Raw genomic sequence first — 16,638 nt, forward strand, 5'->3', positions numbered from 1 at the left:
GCCCGCCAGCAGCGAAGGCAGGTTCCTTGTTCCGTCTGGCCCACCTCTCCCTCGGTAACCGTGCGCTCATCGCGCTCATCACCATCCTCGCGTCGGTGTTCGGGGTCATCACCCTCGGTTCCCTCAAGCAGGAACTCATCCCGTCCCTCGAGTTCCCCCAGATCACGGTGTTGTCCACCGTGCCCGGCGCGTCCCCGGCGTACCTCGACCAGCAGGTGAGCGAACCCCTCGAGGCCGCGCTCAGCGGCGTCGAGGGCCTCGAGTCGTCGTCCTCCACCTCACGCACGGGCGTCTCGACCGTGAGCCTCGTGTTCGTGTACGGGACCGATCTCGACCGCGCGAGGGCACAGGTGGACCGGGCCATCTCCACGGTGCGCCCCACCCTCCCGGAGGATGTGGAGCCGCAGGCCCTCGCGGGCAGCATCAGCGACCTGCCCATCGTCTTCATGGCGGTGTCCTCGGACCAGTCCCTCAGCGAACTCAACGGCGACCTCGCCCGCCTCACCGTCCCGAGGCTCCAGAAGATCGACGGCGTGCGGACCGCGGACGTCTCCGGTGGAGCCACGCAGCACGTCGCGATCCTGCCGCGGGCCGGCGCCCTCGAAGCCGCAGGGCTGACCGTCGGTGACCTCACCAGCACGCTCGAGGACAACGGCGCGCTGCTGCCGGTCGGGACCCTCGAGGAGGACCCCCGGTCGCTGACCATCCAGGCGGGCAGCCAGATCGGGTCGCTGGAGGACATCGAGGCTCTTCCGGTCCTCCCCTCGTCCTCGTCCTCGTCCTCGTCGCCCGCTCCGCGCGAGGTCGTCACCATCGGTGGTGTCGCCGACGTCACCCTGGCCGACGACGAGGCCACCTCTATCACGCGCACCAACGGGGTGGAGACCCTCGCCCTCGCCGTGACCAAGGTGCCCGACGGCGACACCGTGGAGATCTCCCAGCAGATCGTCGCCCTCGAGCCCGAGCTCGAGGCCGAGCTCGGCAACGCCGCCGACATCACCGTCGTGTTCGACCAGGCACCCTTCATCGAGAGCAGCATCGACGACCTCACCACCGAGGGCATCCTCGGTCTCGGCTTCGCCGTCCTCATCATCCTCGTCTTCCTGCTCTCGGTCCGCTCCACGCTGGTCACGGCCATCTCCATCCCCCTGTCGCTGCTCATCACGTTCATCGGGCTCTACGCCGCGGGCTACTCGCTGAACCTGCTGACCCTCGGCGCGCTGACCATCGCCATCGGACGCGTGGTGGACGATTCGATCGTCGTGATCGAGAACATCAAGCGGCACCTCGGCTACGGGGAGGAGAAGCGCGAGGCCATCCTGACGGCCGTCCGGGAGGTCGCAGGCGCCATCACGGCCTCGACCCTGACCACGGTCGCCGTCTTCGCGCCGATCGGGTTCGTCGGCGGTCTGGCGGGCGAACTGTTCCGTCCCTTCGCCGTCACGACGGGTATCGCGCTCCTGGCGTCCCTCGCCGTGTCGCTGACCATCATCCCGGTGCTGGCCTACTGGTTCCTCCCCGCGACCACGTCCTCGCGCCGCGCGGCCCGCCACACTGCCGCAGCATCGTCCGACACCGAGGACGCTCCGACACCCGAGCGGCCGTCCCTGCTGCAGCGCGGCTACCTGCCGATCCTGAGCGGCACGCAGCGGCACCCCGTGGTCACGCTCGTCGGCGGGCTCATCGTGCTCGGCGCGACGGCGGCCATGGTCCCGTTCCTGCCGACCAACCTCCTCGGCGGCTCGGGCCAGAACAGTTTCTCGCTGACGCAGACGCTGGCGCCCGGGTCCAGTCTCGCGACGACGGCGGAGGCCGCCGGCCGTACCGAGGACCTCCTCGCCGAGAACCCGGGGATCCGGGACGTACAGCTCACCGTGGGCAATGCGGAGGGCGGATTCGCCGCCCAGTTCTCCGGCGGGGCCTCGGTCGCGACCTTCACCGTCATCACCGACGAGGAGGCGGACCAGGAGGCGCTCCAGGAGTCGGTCCGCCAGGACCTCGAGGGCATGCAGGACGCAGGGACCTTCTCGTTGTCGAGCCAGCAGGGCGGCTTCGGGACGTCGAGCACCATCGACGTCGACATCACCGCCCCCGTTCCCGAGGACCTCGAGGCCGCCAACGCCGCGGTCCTCGACGGCATGCGGGGCCTCGAGGGCGCAGGGGAGGTCACGAGCAACCTGTCGGCCGCGCAGCCCCAGGTGCAGATCGACGTGGACCGTGCGGCGGCCGTCAGGGCCGGGCTCAGCGAGGGGCAGATCGCAGGCCTCCTCGGCGGCAGCATCAGCCCCGTGCCGGCCGGGTCCGTGCGCTTCGACGCGGACGACTTCCCGGTCCTGATCGGCGAGGGCACCCCGATCACGAGCCTCGATCAGCTCCGCACCCTCCGGATCCCGACGGCCCGGGGGCCGATCCCCCTCACCGACGTCGCGTCCGTCGAGGAGGTGCAGGTGCCGCTCACGGTCACGAGTTCCAACGGCGAGCGGACGGCACGCGTGTCCATCACGCCTTCCGGCGACGACCTCGGAAGCCTGACGACCGCCGTGAACGAGCGACTGGCCGGCATCGACCTGCCCGCGGGCGCGACCGCGACCGTCGGCGGCGCGTCGAGCCAGCAGGCGGAGTCCTTCGACCAGCTTTTCCTGGCGCTCTGGGCGGCCGTCGCCATCGTGTACGTGATCATGGTCGCGACGTTCAAGAGCCTCGTGCAGCCCCTGATCCTGCTCGTCTCCATCCCCTTCGCGGCCACGGGCGCCATCGCGCTGCTCCTGATCACGGGGATCCCGCTCGGACTGCCCTCGCTCATCGGCATGCTGATGCTCGTGGGCATCGTCGTCACCAATGCGATCGTGCTGATCGACCTCATCAACCAGTACCGGCTCCCGCGGAACGGAGTGCCGGGCCTGCCCGTGGCGGACGCGATCCGCGAGGGGGCCGGGCAGCGCCTCCGGCCGATCCTCATGACGGCGCTGGCCACGATCTTCGCGCTCACGCCGATGGCCCTCGGCCTCACGGGCGAAGGGGGTTTCATCTCGCAGCCGCTGGCCGTCGTCGTGATCGGCGGGCTCGTCTCGTCGACGGCATTGACGCTCGTCCTCGTCCCGGTCCTGTACCGGCTCGTCGAGGGGCGCCGTGAGGAGCGCGCCCGGCGCCGGGCCGCGACCGCGACTGCCGCCGCCACCGCCGCCACCGTCGACCATTCCCGGACGTCGCTGCACCCGGCTGCCGCCACCGACTGACGCCGCCGGGCGGCGCCTGTCCAGCGTCGGTGACGTCGGCCGCGGGCGATCCGGCGCGCGTATGATGGATGCAAACGTATCCAACAGCCGGTGGACCCGGCGGGAAGCCGGGGAGCAGCCATGGGCCAGTCGAGCACCGCCGCGGGGCACCCCGAGCCGGTCCGCGAGAACGGCGAGGGCGTTGCCGGCGCCTCAGTCCGCCAGGCGTCCGAGACCTGGGAATCCCTCTTCCGCGCACAGGTGGGCGTCATGCGCCGGATCCGCCAGGACCCCGTGTTCCGGGAGCTACCCATCGGCGAGTACGACGTCCTCTTCAACCTGAGCCGCTGCCCCGGCGGCTGGACCCGGCTGAACGAGCTCAACCACCATCTCCTGATCAGTCAGCCCAGCCTCAGCCGCATGGTGGACCGCCTCGAGGCGAGGAACCTCGTGCGGAGGCGCCCCGCCGAGGCCGACCAGCGAGGCGTCGAACTCGCGTTGACGGACGAGGGACGGGCCCTTCAGCGACGGATCGGGTCGGCCCACGTGCACCGCATCCAGGACGTCCTCGCTCCCGTGCTGGACGCGACCGAGATGGAACAGCTCAAGGCCCTGACGGACAAGATCAACGCGGGGCTCGGTCAGTAGGGGCCGCGCGGCCCGTCGGAGCTCACCCCATCCCCCCCGTGTCGCCGGATCAGCGCCGGATCAGCGCCGGATCAACGGAGGGACAGCCGTTCGTGCGGCCGGTCGACGGGCAGTTCGTCGACCGTCGCGGTCACCATCAGGCGGGTGAGCTGCAGCGCACCCCCCACCGTCGAGACGAACGCCGTGTCCGTGGCGTCCCTGCCCGTCGCGATGCGCAGCATCGCGGCCCGCGGGGCGAGGCCCGTAGCATCCAGCAGGTGCCAGGCGCCGTCGACCCATGCCTCCACGACGGCGTGGAAGTCCATCGGGCTGAGCCCCGGCGCGTACACGGACGCCAGGCGCGAGGGGACGTCCCGCGCGCGCAGGAGCGCGATCAGGAGGTGGGCGTAGTCGCGGCACACACCCCTGCGGGCGAGGAGCGTGTCCACCGCGCCGTCGGTGAAGCGGGAGGAGCCCGAGACATAGGACAGCTCCGCCTCCACCCAGTCCCGCAGGCCCTGCACGAGGTCCATCCCCCGGCCATCGGGCATCAGGGTGTAGGCGGTCGGCAGGATGCGGTCGGACTCGCAGTAGCGGCTCGGGCGCACGTACCGCACGAGGTCGACGTCGTCCCGCGGTGCGGGGTCCGCCTGCCCGGTGACGGTGGCCCGGTAGTGCACGTCGACCGTGGCGGCCCGCGGTGTGGTGAGAAGGTGCAGGCGGCTGCCGTCCCTGTCCTGCCGCGTGCGGACCTCGGCCGGCTCCCCGTCCACCAGCACGGTCAGCTGCTCGTCGACCGATGCGTAGCCCTCCGGGGCCGCTACCGCGACGGACAGCACCACCTCCGTCCCGGCGGTCGTCGTGGCACCGAGGTCGGCGGAGACAGTACGCTGCATGGTTCGTTGCTCCCGGTAGGCGATTCGTTCGTCCCCAACTCTATGCTGGGGCGGAAGCGGCACCCTCGACGCCGGACGGGCACCCCCGGGCCGGGCAGGCACCCACGCAGGAGAGGCACCACCATGAGCGACTTCACAGCGGATGCGATCGGCGACCAGACGGGCAGGCGCGCGGTCATCACCGGCGCCAACAGCGGGCTGGGGCTGCAGACCGCCGTCGCGCTCGCGCGGAAGGGCGCCGACGTCGTCCTTGCATGCCGCGACGAACAGCGCGGACGCGAGGCCGAAGGACGCGTCCGCTCCCTCACCGGCAGTGAGGGCGTCGAGACGCGCGTGCTGGACCTCGCGGACCTCGCCTCCGTGCGCGAGTTCGCGGCGGACCTCGACGGCCCCGTGCACCTCCTCGTCAACAACGCCGGCGTCATGGCGACGCCGAAGGCCACGACGGCGGACGGTTTCGAACTGCAGTTCGGCACCAACCACCTCGGACACTTCGCCCTCACCGGCCTGCTGCTGCCGAACCTCCGGGAGGCGGCCTCCCCCCGCGTCGTCACCCTCTCGAGCCTCGCCCACAAGCGGGGACGCATCGACTTCGCGGACCTGCAGTCGGAGCGCCGCTACCGCCGCTGGAGCGCCTACGGCCAGAGCAAGATCGCGAACCTCTACTTCATGGTGGAACTCGACCGGCGGGCACGCGCGGCGGGCTGGGACCTCACCTCCGTCGCGGCCCACCCCGGGCTGGCCAACACCAACCTGACCGCAGGCATGCAGGCTCCCGTGCTCGACGCCCTCGGCGGCTTCCTCAGGCTCATGGGCCAGTCCGACGCCGCGGGTGCCTTGCCCACGCTGTACGCGGCGACCGCACCGGAGGTGCGCGGCGGCGACTACTACGGCCCGTCCGGTCCCGGCGAGACCCGCGGCGCACCCCGCCTCGTCGCCCCCGTGCCCCGGGTACTCGACCGGGACATCGCGGTGCGGCTCTGGAACCGCAGCGTCGAGCTGACCGGCGTCGACTACGGTGCCCTCCAGCCCGCTGCGTGATGCGGTCCGGTGCCTAGCCGGCCGGGCCGGCCCCGAACCGCAGGGAGAGGACCATCTCGCGGATCGTGGCGAACTCCGGGGCGGCGTAATAGGCCTCCGCCTCACCGATCGTGCCGAACGAAACCGTCGAGGGCCCCGTCTCCGCCGGCACCTTCGGCACGAGCACCTCGAGGTCGCCGAAGCTGAACCGGCCGAGGGCCTCGCTCCCCTGGACCGTATTGGGCAGCGAGCACGCGAGCCCGTCCGCTCCGCCGACCTGGTCGGTGATGCCGTAGGAGCCGAAGAAGCGGAAACCCGTGATGAGCCGGACCACGAAGCGGGGTTCCATGTCGGTGACCGCCGGGGCTCCTCCCGTCAGGTCCAGCGGCTCGCTGCCGATGACGTGGTACGGCGTGCGCTCCGCCTCCGGGCAGGGGGTCTCGGGTGTCAGGATGCCCGTGTGCAGCTCGGCGGTCGTGACGCCCTCCGGCGTGCGGACCGCGTAGTGCAGCGAACCCGGCGCATAGGTGCCCGCGGCCGGTTCGAGCGGCTGCACCAGCCACGCCTCGGGCAGCTCGAAGCTCACGAGCCGCCCGGGGTCCGTGAACACCTTCCACCCCTCCCGGGCCTCCCGCAGGGGCGCCGCCGTCGGCTGGGCCGCACTGGAGGCGGTCCCCGAGGGGGACGGCGAGGCCGAGCCGGCGCCGCCCTGCAGCGCGGAGCACGACGTGAGCAGGAGCCCGGCGAGCACCGCACCGAGGGCCGCGCGGCGCAGCCGTGGTGTCGGTCGGGCCTCCCGCCCGATGGTCCCGGTGTGCATCATGACGTCTCCCCCTCCGGTGTCGCTCCGGTGCTGCTCAGGTGTTGCTTCGGTATCGCTCTCGTAGTGCCCTGTGTGCTCTCGTGTCGCTGGTGCCGCCCGGTGCCGCCCGGTGCCGCCCGGTGCCGCCCGGTGCCGCCCGGTGCCGCCCGGTGCCGCCAGTCTAGGCTTCGGCGGGCGCGACGTCGGGGTGTGCCGCGCCGAGCGCCCGGACGGTGAGCACGGACGCGACGACGGCGCGGGCGGCGGCCTCGAGGTCGCCGGACGGTGTGCCCTGCGTCCACGAGAGCCGCACCGCCGTGGAGGCGGTCTCCTCGTCGAGGCCGAGTGCCAGCAGGACGGCCGAGGGCTCGGCGGACCCCGCCGCGCAGGCCGATCCGCTGGAGCAGACGACGCCGCGGCGCTCGAGTTCGAGGAGGACCGTCTCGCCGTTCACGCCCGGGAAGCAGAACGAGGCGAGCCCGGGCAGCCGCTGCTCCGCGTCACCGGTCAGGATCGCCCCGGGTACTCCCTCGAGGACCGAGCAGATGAAGGCGTCCCGCGCCGTCGCCGCCGTGACCGCCGCCGCCGGCAACGAGCCCTGCGCGAGTTCGAGGGCCCGCGCGAGGCCCACGGCGCCGGCCACGTTCTCCGTCCCGGACCTGCGCCCGCGCTCCTGCCCGCCGCCGTGCAGAACCGGCTCGCAGGGCGTCCCGGCGCGGAGGTACATCAGTCCGGTGCCCTTCGGGGTGCCGAGCTTGTGGCCCGACAGGGTGAGGGCGGTCACGCCCAGGCCGCCGACGTCCAGGGGGAGCCAGCCCGCAGCCTGCACGGCGTCGGTGTGGAACGGCACCCCGGCACGACGGCACACGCCGGCGAGCCCTTCGATGTCCTGCACGGTGCCCACCTCGTTGTTCGCATACATCACCGTGCAGAGCGTCGTCGCGTCGTCGACCACCGAAGCGAGCGCGTCCGGCGAGACGAGACCCGTACCTGAGACGGGCAGGGTCGTGATGCGGAAGCCGTGGAAGCGGCGGAGGTAGCCGAGCACCTCGAGCACCGCCGGGTGCTCGATCGCGCTCGTCACGATGTGGCGTCCCCGCGGGGCCGCGAGGGCCATCCCCTTGAGCGCGAGGTTGTTCCCCTCGGTGCCGCCCGAGGTGAAGACGATCTCCGCCGGACGGCAGCCGAGCAGCGCCGCGATCCGTGCGCGGGCCCGCGAGAACCCGGCCGCGGCCGCCTCGCCGTAGGTGTGGTGGCTCGAGGGGTTGCCGAAGGTCGTGGTCAGGAAGGGCCACATCTCTTCGAGGACCTCACGCCGTGCGGGCGCGGTCGCGGCGGCGTCAAGATACATCATGGCGTCCACCGGACCGGCCGCCCCGTACCTCCGAGTACACCCCGGGCCCGACGCCCGGGCCGAAGTCCAGCCCGAGATCCAGGGATCGGACGCTGTGGGTCAGGGCCCCCGCGGAGATGATGTCCACGCCGGTCGCGGCGATGCCGGCCACCGTGTCGAGGCGGACGTTGCCGCTCGCCTCGACCAGCGCGCGGCCGCCGATCAGGCGCACACCCGCAGCGAGGTCGTCGAGGTCGAAGTTGTCGAGCATGATGGTGTCCACGCCCGCGGCGAGGACCGGGTCGAGCTGGTCCAGCCGGTCCACCTCCACCTCGACGTGCACGGTGTGCGGCACCCTGGACCGCACGGTGAGCAGCGCTTCGGTGAGCGCCTCGGGGCCGTCCACCGCGAGCAGCGCCAGGTGGTTGTCCTTGACCATGACCGCGTCGGACAGCCCGGACCGGTGGTTGGAGCCCCCGCCGCAGCGGACCGCCCACCGCTCCATGACACGGAGGCCGGGCGTCGTCTTCCGGGTGTCGGTGATGCGTGCCCGGGTGCCGCCCGCAGCGTCCACGAACGCACGCGTCAGCGTGGCGATCCCGCTCAGGCGCTGAGCGATGTTCAGCGCGGTCCGTTCGGCTGTGAGGATGCCCGCTGCCGGCCCGCTGATCTCGGCGAGGACGGTGCCTGCGTCGAACCGCGCGCCGTCCGCCTGCGGGAAGTCGACGCGGATGCGTGCGTCGGTGAGGCGCATCGCCGCCTCGATGGCGGCGGTCCCGCAGAGGATGCCGGGCTCGCGGGCGGTGATGGACGCCGTCGCGCGCAGCTCGGGGTGGATCAGTGCCTGGCAGGTGATGTCACCCCAGGGCGCGTCCTCCGCGAGTGCGGCGGCGACGACGGCGTCGATGAGGTGCTGCGGCGGCTGGGCGGTCCACGCAGTCGAAGAGGTGGCGGGCAGGGTGGCGGCTGTGTTCGTCATGGTGTTGTTCCTTCGGTGGCTCGTACGGCCCGGACGTAGGACCGGCTCGGGGAGGGAGGCCCGGGCAGGGTGTCGGGCTGGTCGGCGCGGAAGTGGGCTCCGCACGAGTCGGCCCTGGAGGCGGCCGCGTGGACGAGGAGCCGTGCGCACAGCAGGAGGTTGGCGTCCTCGGGCGCGTTATCGGAGCGGTAGGAGGCCAGGTGCTTCCGGGCGAGATCGAGTCCGTCCTGCGTGCGCAGGATCCCGGCGTGGTCGGACATCAGCGCCTGCAGGTCGCACCGCGTGAAGGACTGCGTGGGGGTCCCGTCGGCCTCGAGGTCCAGCGGCTCGGCGTCGAACCGGGGCACCTCTCCCCCTCCCGCGGAGATCGCGGCCGCGCAGCGCGCTCCGAACACCACCCCTTCGAGCAGGCTGTTCGAGGCGAGCCTGTTGGCACCATGCACCCCGGTGCACGCCACCTCCCCGACGGCGAAGAGGCCCGGCACCGTGGTCCGCCCGTCGGTGTCCGTCCGGACGCCGCCCATCCAGTAGTGGGCGGCGGGGACGACGGGCACCGGTTCCGCCGCCCAGTCGAATCCGTGCCGTGCGGTGAGCGCGGTGAGGGACGGGAACCGGCGGGCGAGGAACGCCGCTCCGAGCGCTGTCGCATCGAGCCGGACCCCCGGCCGCGGGCCGGCCGGGCGGGGCTGCCGGGCGGGGTCCGGGACGTGGTCCGGAGCAGGACGTCGGGCGATCTGCCTGGCGATCTGCCGGGCGATACCGCGGGCTACGACATCGCGCGGCGCGAGGTCGCCGGCGGGGTGGACATCGGTCATGAAGGCGCGCCCGTCGGCGTCGACGAGCCGGGCCCCCTCGCCGCGCACGGCCTCCGAGATGAGCGGGTTCCCGGGGACGTCGAGCGACGTGGGATGGAACTGGAAGAACTCGAGGTCCGCGACCGCGGCGCCTGCGCGCCAGGCCAGGGCCACGCCGTCGCCCGTGCTGATGCCCGGGTTGGTGGTGTGCTCGAAGAGCTGGCCGGCGCCTCCTGTCGCCAGGACGACGGCGTCGGCCCGGACCTGCTGCGGGCCCCGCTCCGTGAGCACCTCGACGCCCTCGGCCCGCCGCACGCCGCCGGGTGCGCCGTCGAGCAGCACCCGCGTGACGAAGGCGTTCTCGAGCACGCGGATGCCGCCGTCGGCCCGGACGGCGGCGGTCAGCGCCTCCACCAGCCCGGCTCCGGTAGCGTCACCGCCGATATGCAGGACCCGCGGCGCGGAATGGGCGGCTTCGCGGCCGCGGGCCAGCGACGCCGCGGTGCCGGTGTCCGCTGAGTCTGCACGGTCTGCGGTGTCCGCTGAGACTGCACGGTCTGCGGTGTCCGCTGAGTCTGCTCTCTCCGCCCTGTCGAAGACGACCCCTGCCTGCTCGAGGGCTTCGATGCCGGCCTCGGATCCGCGGCAGAGGACGGCGACGGCATTCGGGTCGGCCAGCCCGGCACCCGCAGCGAGCGTGTCGGCGATGTGCGCCGCCACCGAATCCGGGGCGCTCGCCTTCGTGGTGGCCGCCCGCTCGTCGGGGCGGGCCGGCACGACGGCGGCGATCCCGCCCTGCGCGTACCGGGTGTTGCTCTCGGCGAGCGCCGCCTTGGCGAGCAGGACGACCTCGCGGCGCGGATCGAGGCGGCGCAGCACCAGCGCGGTCTGCAGGCCCGCGACGCCGGCACCCACGACGACCGCCCGGGTGCGCCCGCCATCGGTCGACGGCGCGGCGCCGGCGGGCGGCGTCACGGCTGGACCGCGAGCATGCGGTTCAGGGCCACCCGCGCCGGGACGGCGACGCTGTCGGGCACCGTGATCCGGTTGACCACCCGCCCCTGCACGAGCCCTTCGAGCACCCAGGCGAGGTACCCCGGATGGATCCGGTACATCGTGGAGCAGGGGCAGATGACGGGGTCGAGGCAGAAGATGGTGTGCTCGGGGTACTGCGCGGCGAGCCGGTTCACCATGTTGATCTCCGTGCCGATCGCGAAGGTGCTGCCGGGCGCAGCCGCAGCGACGGCCTTGCGGATGTAGTCGGTGGAGCCCGATTCGTCCGCGGCATCCACCACGGGCATGGGGCACTCCGGGTGCACGATCACCCGGACACCGGGGTGCTCAGCCCGCGCCTTCTCGATCTGCGCGACGGTGAAGCGCCGGTGTACGGAGCAGAAACCGTGCCAGAGGATCACGCGGGCGTCGCGCAGCGTCTGCTCGTCCGTCCCTCCCCAGGGCCTGCGCGGGTTCCACATCGGCATCTGCTCGAGGGGCACTCCCATGGCCTTGGCGGTATTGCGGCCGAGGTGCTGGTCAGGGAAGAACAGGACGCGCCGACCGCGTTCGAAGGCCCACTGGAGCACTGCCGCGGCGTTCGACGACGTGCAGACGATCCCCCCGTTCTCGCCGCAGAACCCCTTCAGCGCGGCCGAGGAGTTCATGTACGTCACGGGGACGACGGGCTGGCGGCCATCGGCGTCCCGCTCGCTCCGGAAGAGCGCTGTCAGCTGCTCCCAGCATTCGGTGACGGAGTCGATGTCCGCCATGTCGGCCATCGAACAGCCCGCTGCGAGGTTGGGCAGGATGACGGACTGCTCGGGCGTCGACAGCATGTCCGCCGTCTCCGCCATGAAGTGCACGCCGCAGAAGATGATGGATCGCGCGGCCGAGCGTTCCCTGGCGGCACGGGCGAGTTGGTAGCTGTCGCCCACGAAATCGGCGTACCGGACCACCTCGTCGCGCTGGTAGAAGTGTCCGAGGATGACCGCCGATTCCCCGAGCGCGTCCTTGGCGGCGAGGATGCGGCGGTCGAGGTCCTCGGGAGATGCGGTCCTGTAGTCCTCCGGGAGTTCGCCCTGCCGGGGCGTGGCGGGTGGGGCCTGGTCGTGCACGGAGGCGCCGGGGCCGTAGCTCGGCATGGGGAGGGCATCGAACGCCCAGGGGTCGCGGACGAGGTCGGGCGAGCAGGTCCCGGCTCCTGCGGCGGCCGCTGCCTCTCCTCGGCTGACGAGCTGGATGGCGGTGGTGACGGACATGGGCTTCTCCCTGCAGTGGGGCCGACCGGCGGACGGGCGGCGGCGGAATCGGGACGGATCGGGACGGGTCAGGGCCGGACGGCTGCCCGCCCGGGGTCGGTCGGGGCTGCGGGAGCGGGCTGTCCGGTGTAGCGGTAGAGCCTGGGCGGGCGGTTGCGCACGCCCTGCAGCACGTCGTCGGTGGCGGCGATGTCCTTGGCCGACCGGAACTGTCGCCGGAAGTTCGCCGGGTCGAGCTGCCGGCCGAGGACGGCCTCGTAGACCCGGCGCAGCTGCGCGAGCGTGAACCGGTCGCCCAGGAAGTGATAGGCGACGGAGCCGTACTCGATCTTGCCGCGCAGCCGTTCGAGGGCGTATGCGACGATCTCGTCGTGGTCGAAGGCGAGGCCGGCCGCCTCGGATGCGCGGAACCACCGGACGTTCTCCGACTCCCGGGCGAGATCGGCCTGGTCCGGACGGACGAGCGCCCAGTACACGATGGACACCAGGCGCTGCGCGGCCGCACGATCGAGCCCTCCGAACGCGTAGAGCTGCTCGAGGTACGTGGGCTCGAGATCCGTCGTCTCCCGCAGGTTCCTCGCCGCGGCGTCCTGCAGGGATTCGCTCCCGCCGAGCGGTCCGCCGGGAAGCGCCCACCGGCCGAGATGCGGCTGTCGGATCCTGCGGACGAGTGGAAGCCAGATCTCCGAGCGGCCGGACAGGGGATCGGAGCGCAGGGCGAAGATCACCGTCGAGATGGCGAGCGCCGGTGCCTGGGCCTGGCGCTCCGAGACGTTGGCCGAGCCGTACATACCCGGTCCTTCCGTCCGATGAAGTGCGACACCACTTAGGGTCTACATGACTATAACTCATCCATGGGGGTCGCGGAAGGCTCCGTCGTCCCGCCGGCCGGACGCCTTCCGGCGCCTGGTTGAACCCCGGCAGGAAGTGTCTAAAGTCTCAGGCGTCGGTCTCCGGGCCGCCGGCGGGGATGTGTTCGACGGAGCACACGTCCCTGCCGCCCTTACGATGGGGTACATGGACCACCACGCCGTACACGACGTCGAGGGCATCGACCCCCACCTGTCCATCACGCGCAGCGCTGCGGCATCCCCGCTCCCCCTGCCGCCGATCCTCCTGCTGCACGGCTTCGGCTCCTCGTCCCGGCAGAACTGGACGGACACGGGCTGGGTCCGATTCCTCAACGACGCCGGCCGCAGCGTCATCATGGTGGACCTCCCTGCGCACGGCGACAGCGCGGCGCCGGACGACGGCGGCGCCTACACGCCGAGCCGCATACGCGCGGACATCCTGCAGGCCCTGTTCGACGAGCGCGTGATGCCGCTTCGCGAGGGCGACCCGGCATCCGGCGTGGACATCGTCGGCTACTCCCTGGGATCCCGCCTCGCCTGGGAGTTCGGTGCCACACAGCCCGAGATCGTCCGGCGCATGGTCCTGGGCGGGCCGGGGACGGCCGACCCCCTCGCCTCCTTCGACCTCGAGGGCGCGGAGCGCTTCCTCGCCGGGGGCGCGCCCCCGCAGGACCCGACCACCGCCGACCTCCTGCGCATGGCCCAGGCAGGGGACCAGGCCGACCTCCCCGCGCTCCTGGCGATGGTCACGGCCATCAAGACGGAGCCGTTCGACCCGCAGGGCGCCGTGCCCCGCATGCCGCTGCTCCTGGTCGCCGGCGACCAGGACGACTACGCCGGCGGCATCGAGGACCTCAGGGAGTGGGCACCGGACGCCGCCGTGGCGGTGCTTCCGGGACGGAACCACTCGAACGCCATCACCTCGCGACTCTTCAAGGACGCGGCCCTCGGATTCCTCGACGGAGGACGCTGATCAAGATTCGGTAACGCCTCATCGGGCGCGCAGGGGCGGAATCCACGGACGTTATACTGACATTTGATCAGCACCCTTACGGCCGTGCGGGATCGATCATCACGAACTGTCGCGGGAGGACACGCATGCGGGTCCTTGCCGACCGGTACGAGACCACGGAACTGCTCGGAGTCGGAGGAGCCGCCTCGGTGTACCGTGCGGTCGACCGCACCCTCGGCCGGACGGTCGCGATCAAGATCTTCAATCCCGCGACGTCCGACGACGACGACTACCGCCGCCAGCACACCGAGACGATGCTGCTCTCCACACTCAACCATCCCGGTCTCGTGACCCTTCATGACGCAGGGATGGAGGTGGACGAGGACGGCCGGACCACCGGCTTCCTGGTCATGGAACTCGTGGACGGTGAGGACCTTCGCCACCGCCTCAAGCGCGGCGCGCTCAGCGCGGAGGACGTGGCTCAGCTCGGTGCGGACCTGGCCGATGCCCTGGCCTACGTCCACTCCGAGGGCGTGGTCCACCGTGACGTGAAGCCTGCCAACATCCTGCTCTTCCAGAGCGCGGACAACAGTACGCGCCTGTACGCCAAGCTCACGGATTTCGGGATAGCCCGCATGGTGGACGCCACCATGGCCACGGCCGTCGGGGCGACGATCGGCACGGCGAACTACCTGAGTCCGGAGCAGGCCAAGGGCGATCCCGTCGACGATCGGAGCGATGTCTACTCGCTGGGCCTCGTCCTCCTCGAATGCCTGACCGGTGAGAAGGCGTTCCCGGGGCCGGTGGTCGAGGCGGCCCTGGCGCGACTCCTCCGCGACCCCGAGGTGCCCGATTCGCTCGGACCGGACTGGGCGGACCTGCTGCGCCGTATGACGTCGAGGGACCCGGCCCGCCGACCCCACGCGCACGACGTCGCCCTCGATCTGCGCAGCCGGACCGGCGACCACCCTCGGGTGCCGGCTCCGGCAGTGCCGGGGCAGCGGACCGCGCAGGGCGCTCTCGCCGCGGACGACGCCGGCCCGGCCACCGGGGGCGTGATCACGGGCGGATCCGTCACGGGCGGTGTCCTCGCCGGCAACGTCCGCCTGCCGGATCCGCCCCGGCGCGCTCCCAGCATCGCCTGAGTACTGCATCCGGCGCCTGACCCGGACGTCCGCTCCCTGCTCCCTGCTCCCTGCCCCAACGACCGGTGCATCGACGCGGAAGGGCCCGGGTCACCGGCACTGCCGATGACCCGGGCCCTTCCGTGTCGGGTCCGGGTCAGGACCCGTCGCCGTCGTCCTCTTCCGGCTCGAAGTTGCTCGGCTCGTCGGTCGATCCCGCCGCCACGCCATCCTCGCTCGCGGGGATGGTCCCCTCGGGGCCGACGCCCTGTGCGTCCTCGGCGCCGTCGTGTCCGGTACCTTCGTGTTCGGTGCCTTCGGTACTCATGTCAGTCCTCCTGCAGCTCGGATGTCCTACGATCCTATGCGCGGCGAGGGGGAAGCGACAGCGCGCCGACCGGTCACAGCCGGCATGCTATGGGGCGCGTCAGGAGGCGCTCGGCGACGTGCCCCGTCCACTCCTCGCGCGCCGCAGGGCGACGGCCGAGAGGACACCGAGGAGCAGCAGGACGGCTGCCGACGACGCCGGGACCGCCGCAGCGCCTGCGGCTCCGGCCGATTCGGCGAGCGTCCCCGCGAGCGCCGAACCGATCGCCGTCCCTGCGACGATCCCGCTGGCGAGCAGCGTCATGACCGTGCCGAGCCTGTTCGCCGGAGCGACATCCGAGCCGATGGAGAAGATGGTCACCATGGTGGGTCCCACGAAGAGGCCGAGGACGAGCAGCACCAGGACCATGACGCCGATCGTGTCCGGGAGGGCCAGCGCCACGGCGGCGGCCGCCATCGCCGCGGCCGACGCGATCCAGCGGGCCGTGTGGCCGAAACGCCGGGGCCAGTAGGCCACCGACAGGGCGGCGAGCGCGGAGCTGAGCCCCATCACGGCGTACAGCAGCCCCGAGGACTCGGGCGAGCCGAAGTGTCCGGTGAAGGCCGTGAGGAACGTCTGCGTGGACCCGAAGAACGCCCCCATGGCGATCATGCCCGCCACGGGGAACAGGACGAGCCACGTCCGGTACCCGGGCGCGTCCCCGCCGGTGGTGCCGTCGTCGCCCGCGGGGACGGGGGGCGCATCGCTGAACGCCACCGTCCGGTGCACGGCGAAGGCGCTGACGAGGGTGAGGGTGAGGGCGGCGGCCAGAGCCAGCGGGAGCCATGGCGCGATCAGGCCGGCAAGCAGACCCACGAGGGCGGGGCCGAGGACGAAGGTCAGTTCGTCGGCCGTCCCCTCGTAGGACAGCGCAGTGTCGAGGTCCGCGCCGCGACCCCGGGTCATCGCCATCCAGCGGACCCTGGCGAGCGGCCCGATCTGCGGGCACGTGAAGCCCATCGCGAAGGCCGCGACGAGTACGAGGGCGAGGGCTCCTCCCGTGAAGCGTTCGCTCGTGAGGGTCACGACCAGCAGGGCCGCGATGGCCAGGGTGTTGAGGACCGCCGAGACGAGCAGCACGATCCGCTGGCCGAGCCTGTCCGCGAGGACGCCGAGGAGGGGCGCGCCGAGAGCCGAGCCGACGCCGACGGCGCCGGCCGCGAATCCGCCGGCGGCGTAGGAGCCGCTGGCTGTGGTCACGAGCGTCAGGGCTCCGACGGTGAGCATCGCGAGGGGAAGCCGGGCGAAGAGACCGAGGACGAGGAAGGAGGTACCCGCGAGTCGCGGCAGCACGCCGAACCTGCCGAGGCGGGACCGCTCAGGGCTGTCGGGGCGTGGTGCGGGGGACGATGTCGGGGACGGGAGGGAGTCCGCCGAGGCGGGCGTCGGGTTCTTGTACATGCGCTTTCCGGGTGCGTCGAAC

Annotated in this window: 14 protein-coding genes; 5 read left to right on the plus strand and 9 right to left on the minus strand. The window is 72.2% G+C overall.

The window, feature by feature from the left end; translation table 11 throughout:
• The first annotated feature begins 26 nt into the window (after window positions 1–26).
• Window positions 27–3,236 (plus strand): efflux RND transporter permease subunit, encoded by a 3,210-nt coding sequence (locus AC4D2C_RS08075; protein WP_490913953.1) that lies wholly within the window; start codon window positions 27–29, stop codon window positions 3,234–3,236.
• A 120-nt stretch (window positions 3,237–3,356) separates the two neighbouring features.
• Window positions 3,357–3,863 carry a MarR family winged helix-turn-helix transcriptional regulator gene (locus tag AC4D2C_RS08080; RefSeq protein ID WP_490913954.1) on the plus strand — a complete coding sequence of 169 codons (507 nt, stop codon included), beginning with the start codon at window positions 3,357–3,359 and terminating at the stop codon, window positions 3,861–3,863.
• A 71-nt stretch (window positions 3,864–3,934) separates the two neighbouring features.
• Here the strand turns inward: AC4D2C_RS08080 and AC4D2C_RS08085 are convergent, their stop codons facing one another.
• Window positions 3,935–4,738, minus strand: coding sequence for a transglutaminase-like domain-containing protein (locus AC4D2C_RS08085; protein ID WP_490913956.1), 804 nt, complete (start codon window positions 4,736–4,738; stop codon window positions 3,935–3,937).
• 123 nt (window positions 4,739–4,861) lie between these two features.
• On the opposite strand from AC4D2C_RS08085, the gene AC4D2C_RS08090 reads away from it, so the two are divergent.
• Entirely contained in the window at window positions 4,862–5,779 is a 918-nt protein-coding gene (locus tag AC4D2C_RS08090; protein WP_490913957.1) for an oxidoreductase, read from the plus strand.
• Window positions 5,780–5,792: 13 nt separating this feature from the next.
• Here AC4D2C_RS08090 and AC4D2C_RS08095 read toward each other — a convergent pair whose 3' ends face one another.
• The 6 genes from AC4D2C_RS08095 to AC4D2C_RS08120 all read right to left on the minus strand — a co-directional run bounded on the left by AC4D2C_RS08095 (window position 5,793) and on the right by AC4D2C_RS08120 (window position 12,712).
• Window positions 5,793–6,581, minus strand: a complete 789-nt coding sequence (locus AC4D2C_RS08095) for a hypothetical protein (RefSeq protein ID WP_490913959.1) — start codon at window positions 6,579–6,581, stop codon at window positions 5,793–5,795.
• Window positions 6,582–6,741: 160 nt separating this feature from the next.
• The gene (locus AC4D2C_RS08100; RefSeq protein ID WP_490913961.1) at window positions 6,742–7,914 is read right to left on the minus strand and encodes a cysteine desulfurase family protein; all 1,173 of its coding nucleotides are present in this window, start codon (window positions 7,912–7,914) and stop codon (window positions 6,742–6,744) included.
• The gene (nadC, locus tag AC4D2C_RS08105) at window positions 7,901–8,872 is read right to left on the minus strand and encodes a carboxylating nicotinate-nucleotide diphosphorylase (RefSeq protein WP_490913963.1); all 972 of its coding nucleotides are present in this window, start codon (window positions 8,870–8,872) and stop codon (window positions 7,901–7,903) included. Before nadC ends, AC4D2C_RS08100 begins: the two co-directional genes overlap by 14 nt.
• Window positions 8,869–10,641, minus strand: a complete 1,773-nt coding sequence (locus AC4D2C_RS08110) for an L-aspartate oxidase (protein WP_490913965.1) — start codon at window positions 10,639–10,641, stop codon at window positions 8,869–8,871. The genes nadC and AC4D2C_RS08110 overlap by 4 nt, the downstream gene beginning before the upstream one ends.
• Window positions 10,638–11,921: a quinolinate synthase NadA gene (gene nadA / locus AC4D2C_RS08115; protein WP_490913967.1), complete on the minus strand. Its 1,284-nt coding sequence runs from the start codon at window positions 11,919–11,921 to the stop codon at window positions 10,638–10,640. Before nadA ends, AC4D2C_RS08110 begins: the two co-directional genes overlap by 4 nt.
• Before the next feature lie 68 nt (window positions 11,922–11,989).
• Window positions 11,990–12,712, minus strand: coding sequence for an NUDIX hydrolase (locus AC4D2C_RS08120; protein ID WP_490913968.1), 723 nt, complete (start codon window positions 12,710–12,712; stop codon window positions 11,990–11,992).
• Between the two features lie 226 nt (window positions 12,713–12,938).
• On the opposite strand from AC4D2C_RS08120, the gene AC4D2C_RS08125 reads away from it, so the two are divergent.
• The gene (locus tag AC4D2C_RS08125) at window positions 12,939–13,745 is read left to right on the plus strand and encodes an alpha/beta fold hydrolase (protein WP_490913970.1); all 807 of its coding nucleotides are present in this window, start codon (window positions 12,939–12,941) and stop codon (window positions 13,743–13,745) included.
• Between the two features lie 125 nt (window positions 13,746–13,870).
• Window positions 13,871–14,869: a serine/threonine-protein kinase gene (locus AC4D2C_RS08130; RefSeq protein ID WP_490913971.1), complete on the plus strand. Its 999-nt coding sequence runs from the start codon at window positions 13,871–13,873 to the stop codon at window positions 14,867–14,869.
• A 136-nt stretch (window positions 14,870–15,005) separates the two neighbouring features.
• Here the strand turns inward: AC4D2C_RS08130 and AC4D2C_RS08135 are convergent, their stop codons facing one another.
• Together AC4D2C_RS08135 and AC4D2C_RS08140 are read right to left on the minus strand one after the other, a co-directional pair.
• Window positions 15,006–15,176, minus strand: a complete 171-nt coding sequence (locus AC4D2C_RS08135; protein ID WP_490908832.1) for a hypothetical protein — start codon at window positions 15,174–15,176, stop codon at window positions 15,006–15,008.
• A 99-nt stretch (window positions 15,177–15,275) separates the two neighbouring features.
• The gene (locus tag AC4D2C_RS08140; RefSeq protein WP_490913973.1) at window positions 15,276–16,616 is read right to left on the minus strand and encodes an MFS transporter; all 1,341 of its coding nucleotides are present in this window, start codon (window positions 16,614–16,616) and stop codon (window positions 15,276–15,278) included.
• Window positions 16,617–16,638 lie beyond the last annotated feature (22 nt).

The sequence above is a fragment of the Arthrobacter sp. TJ-240 genome, assembly GCF_058269195.1.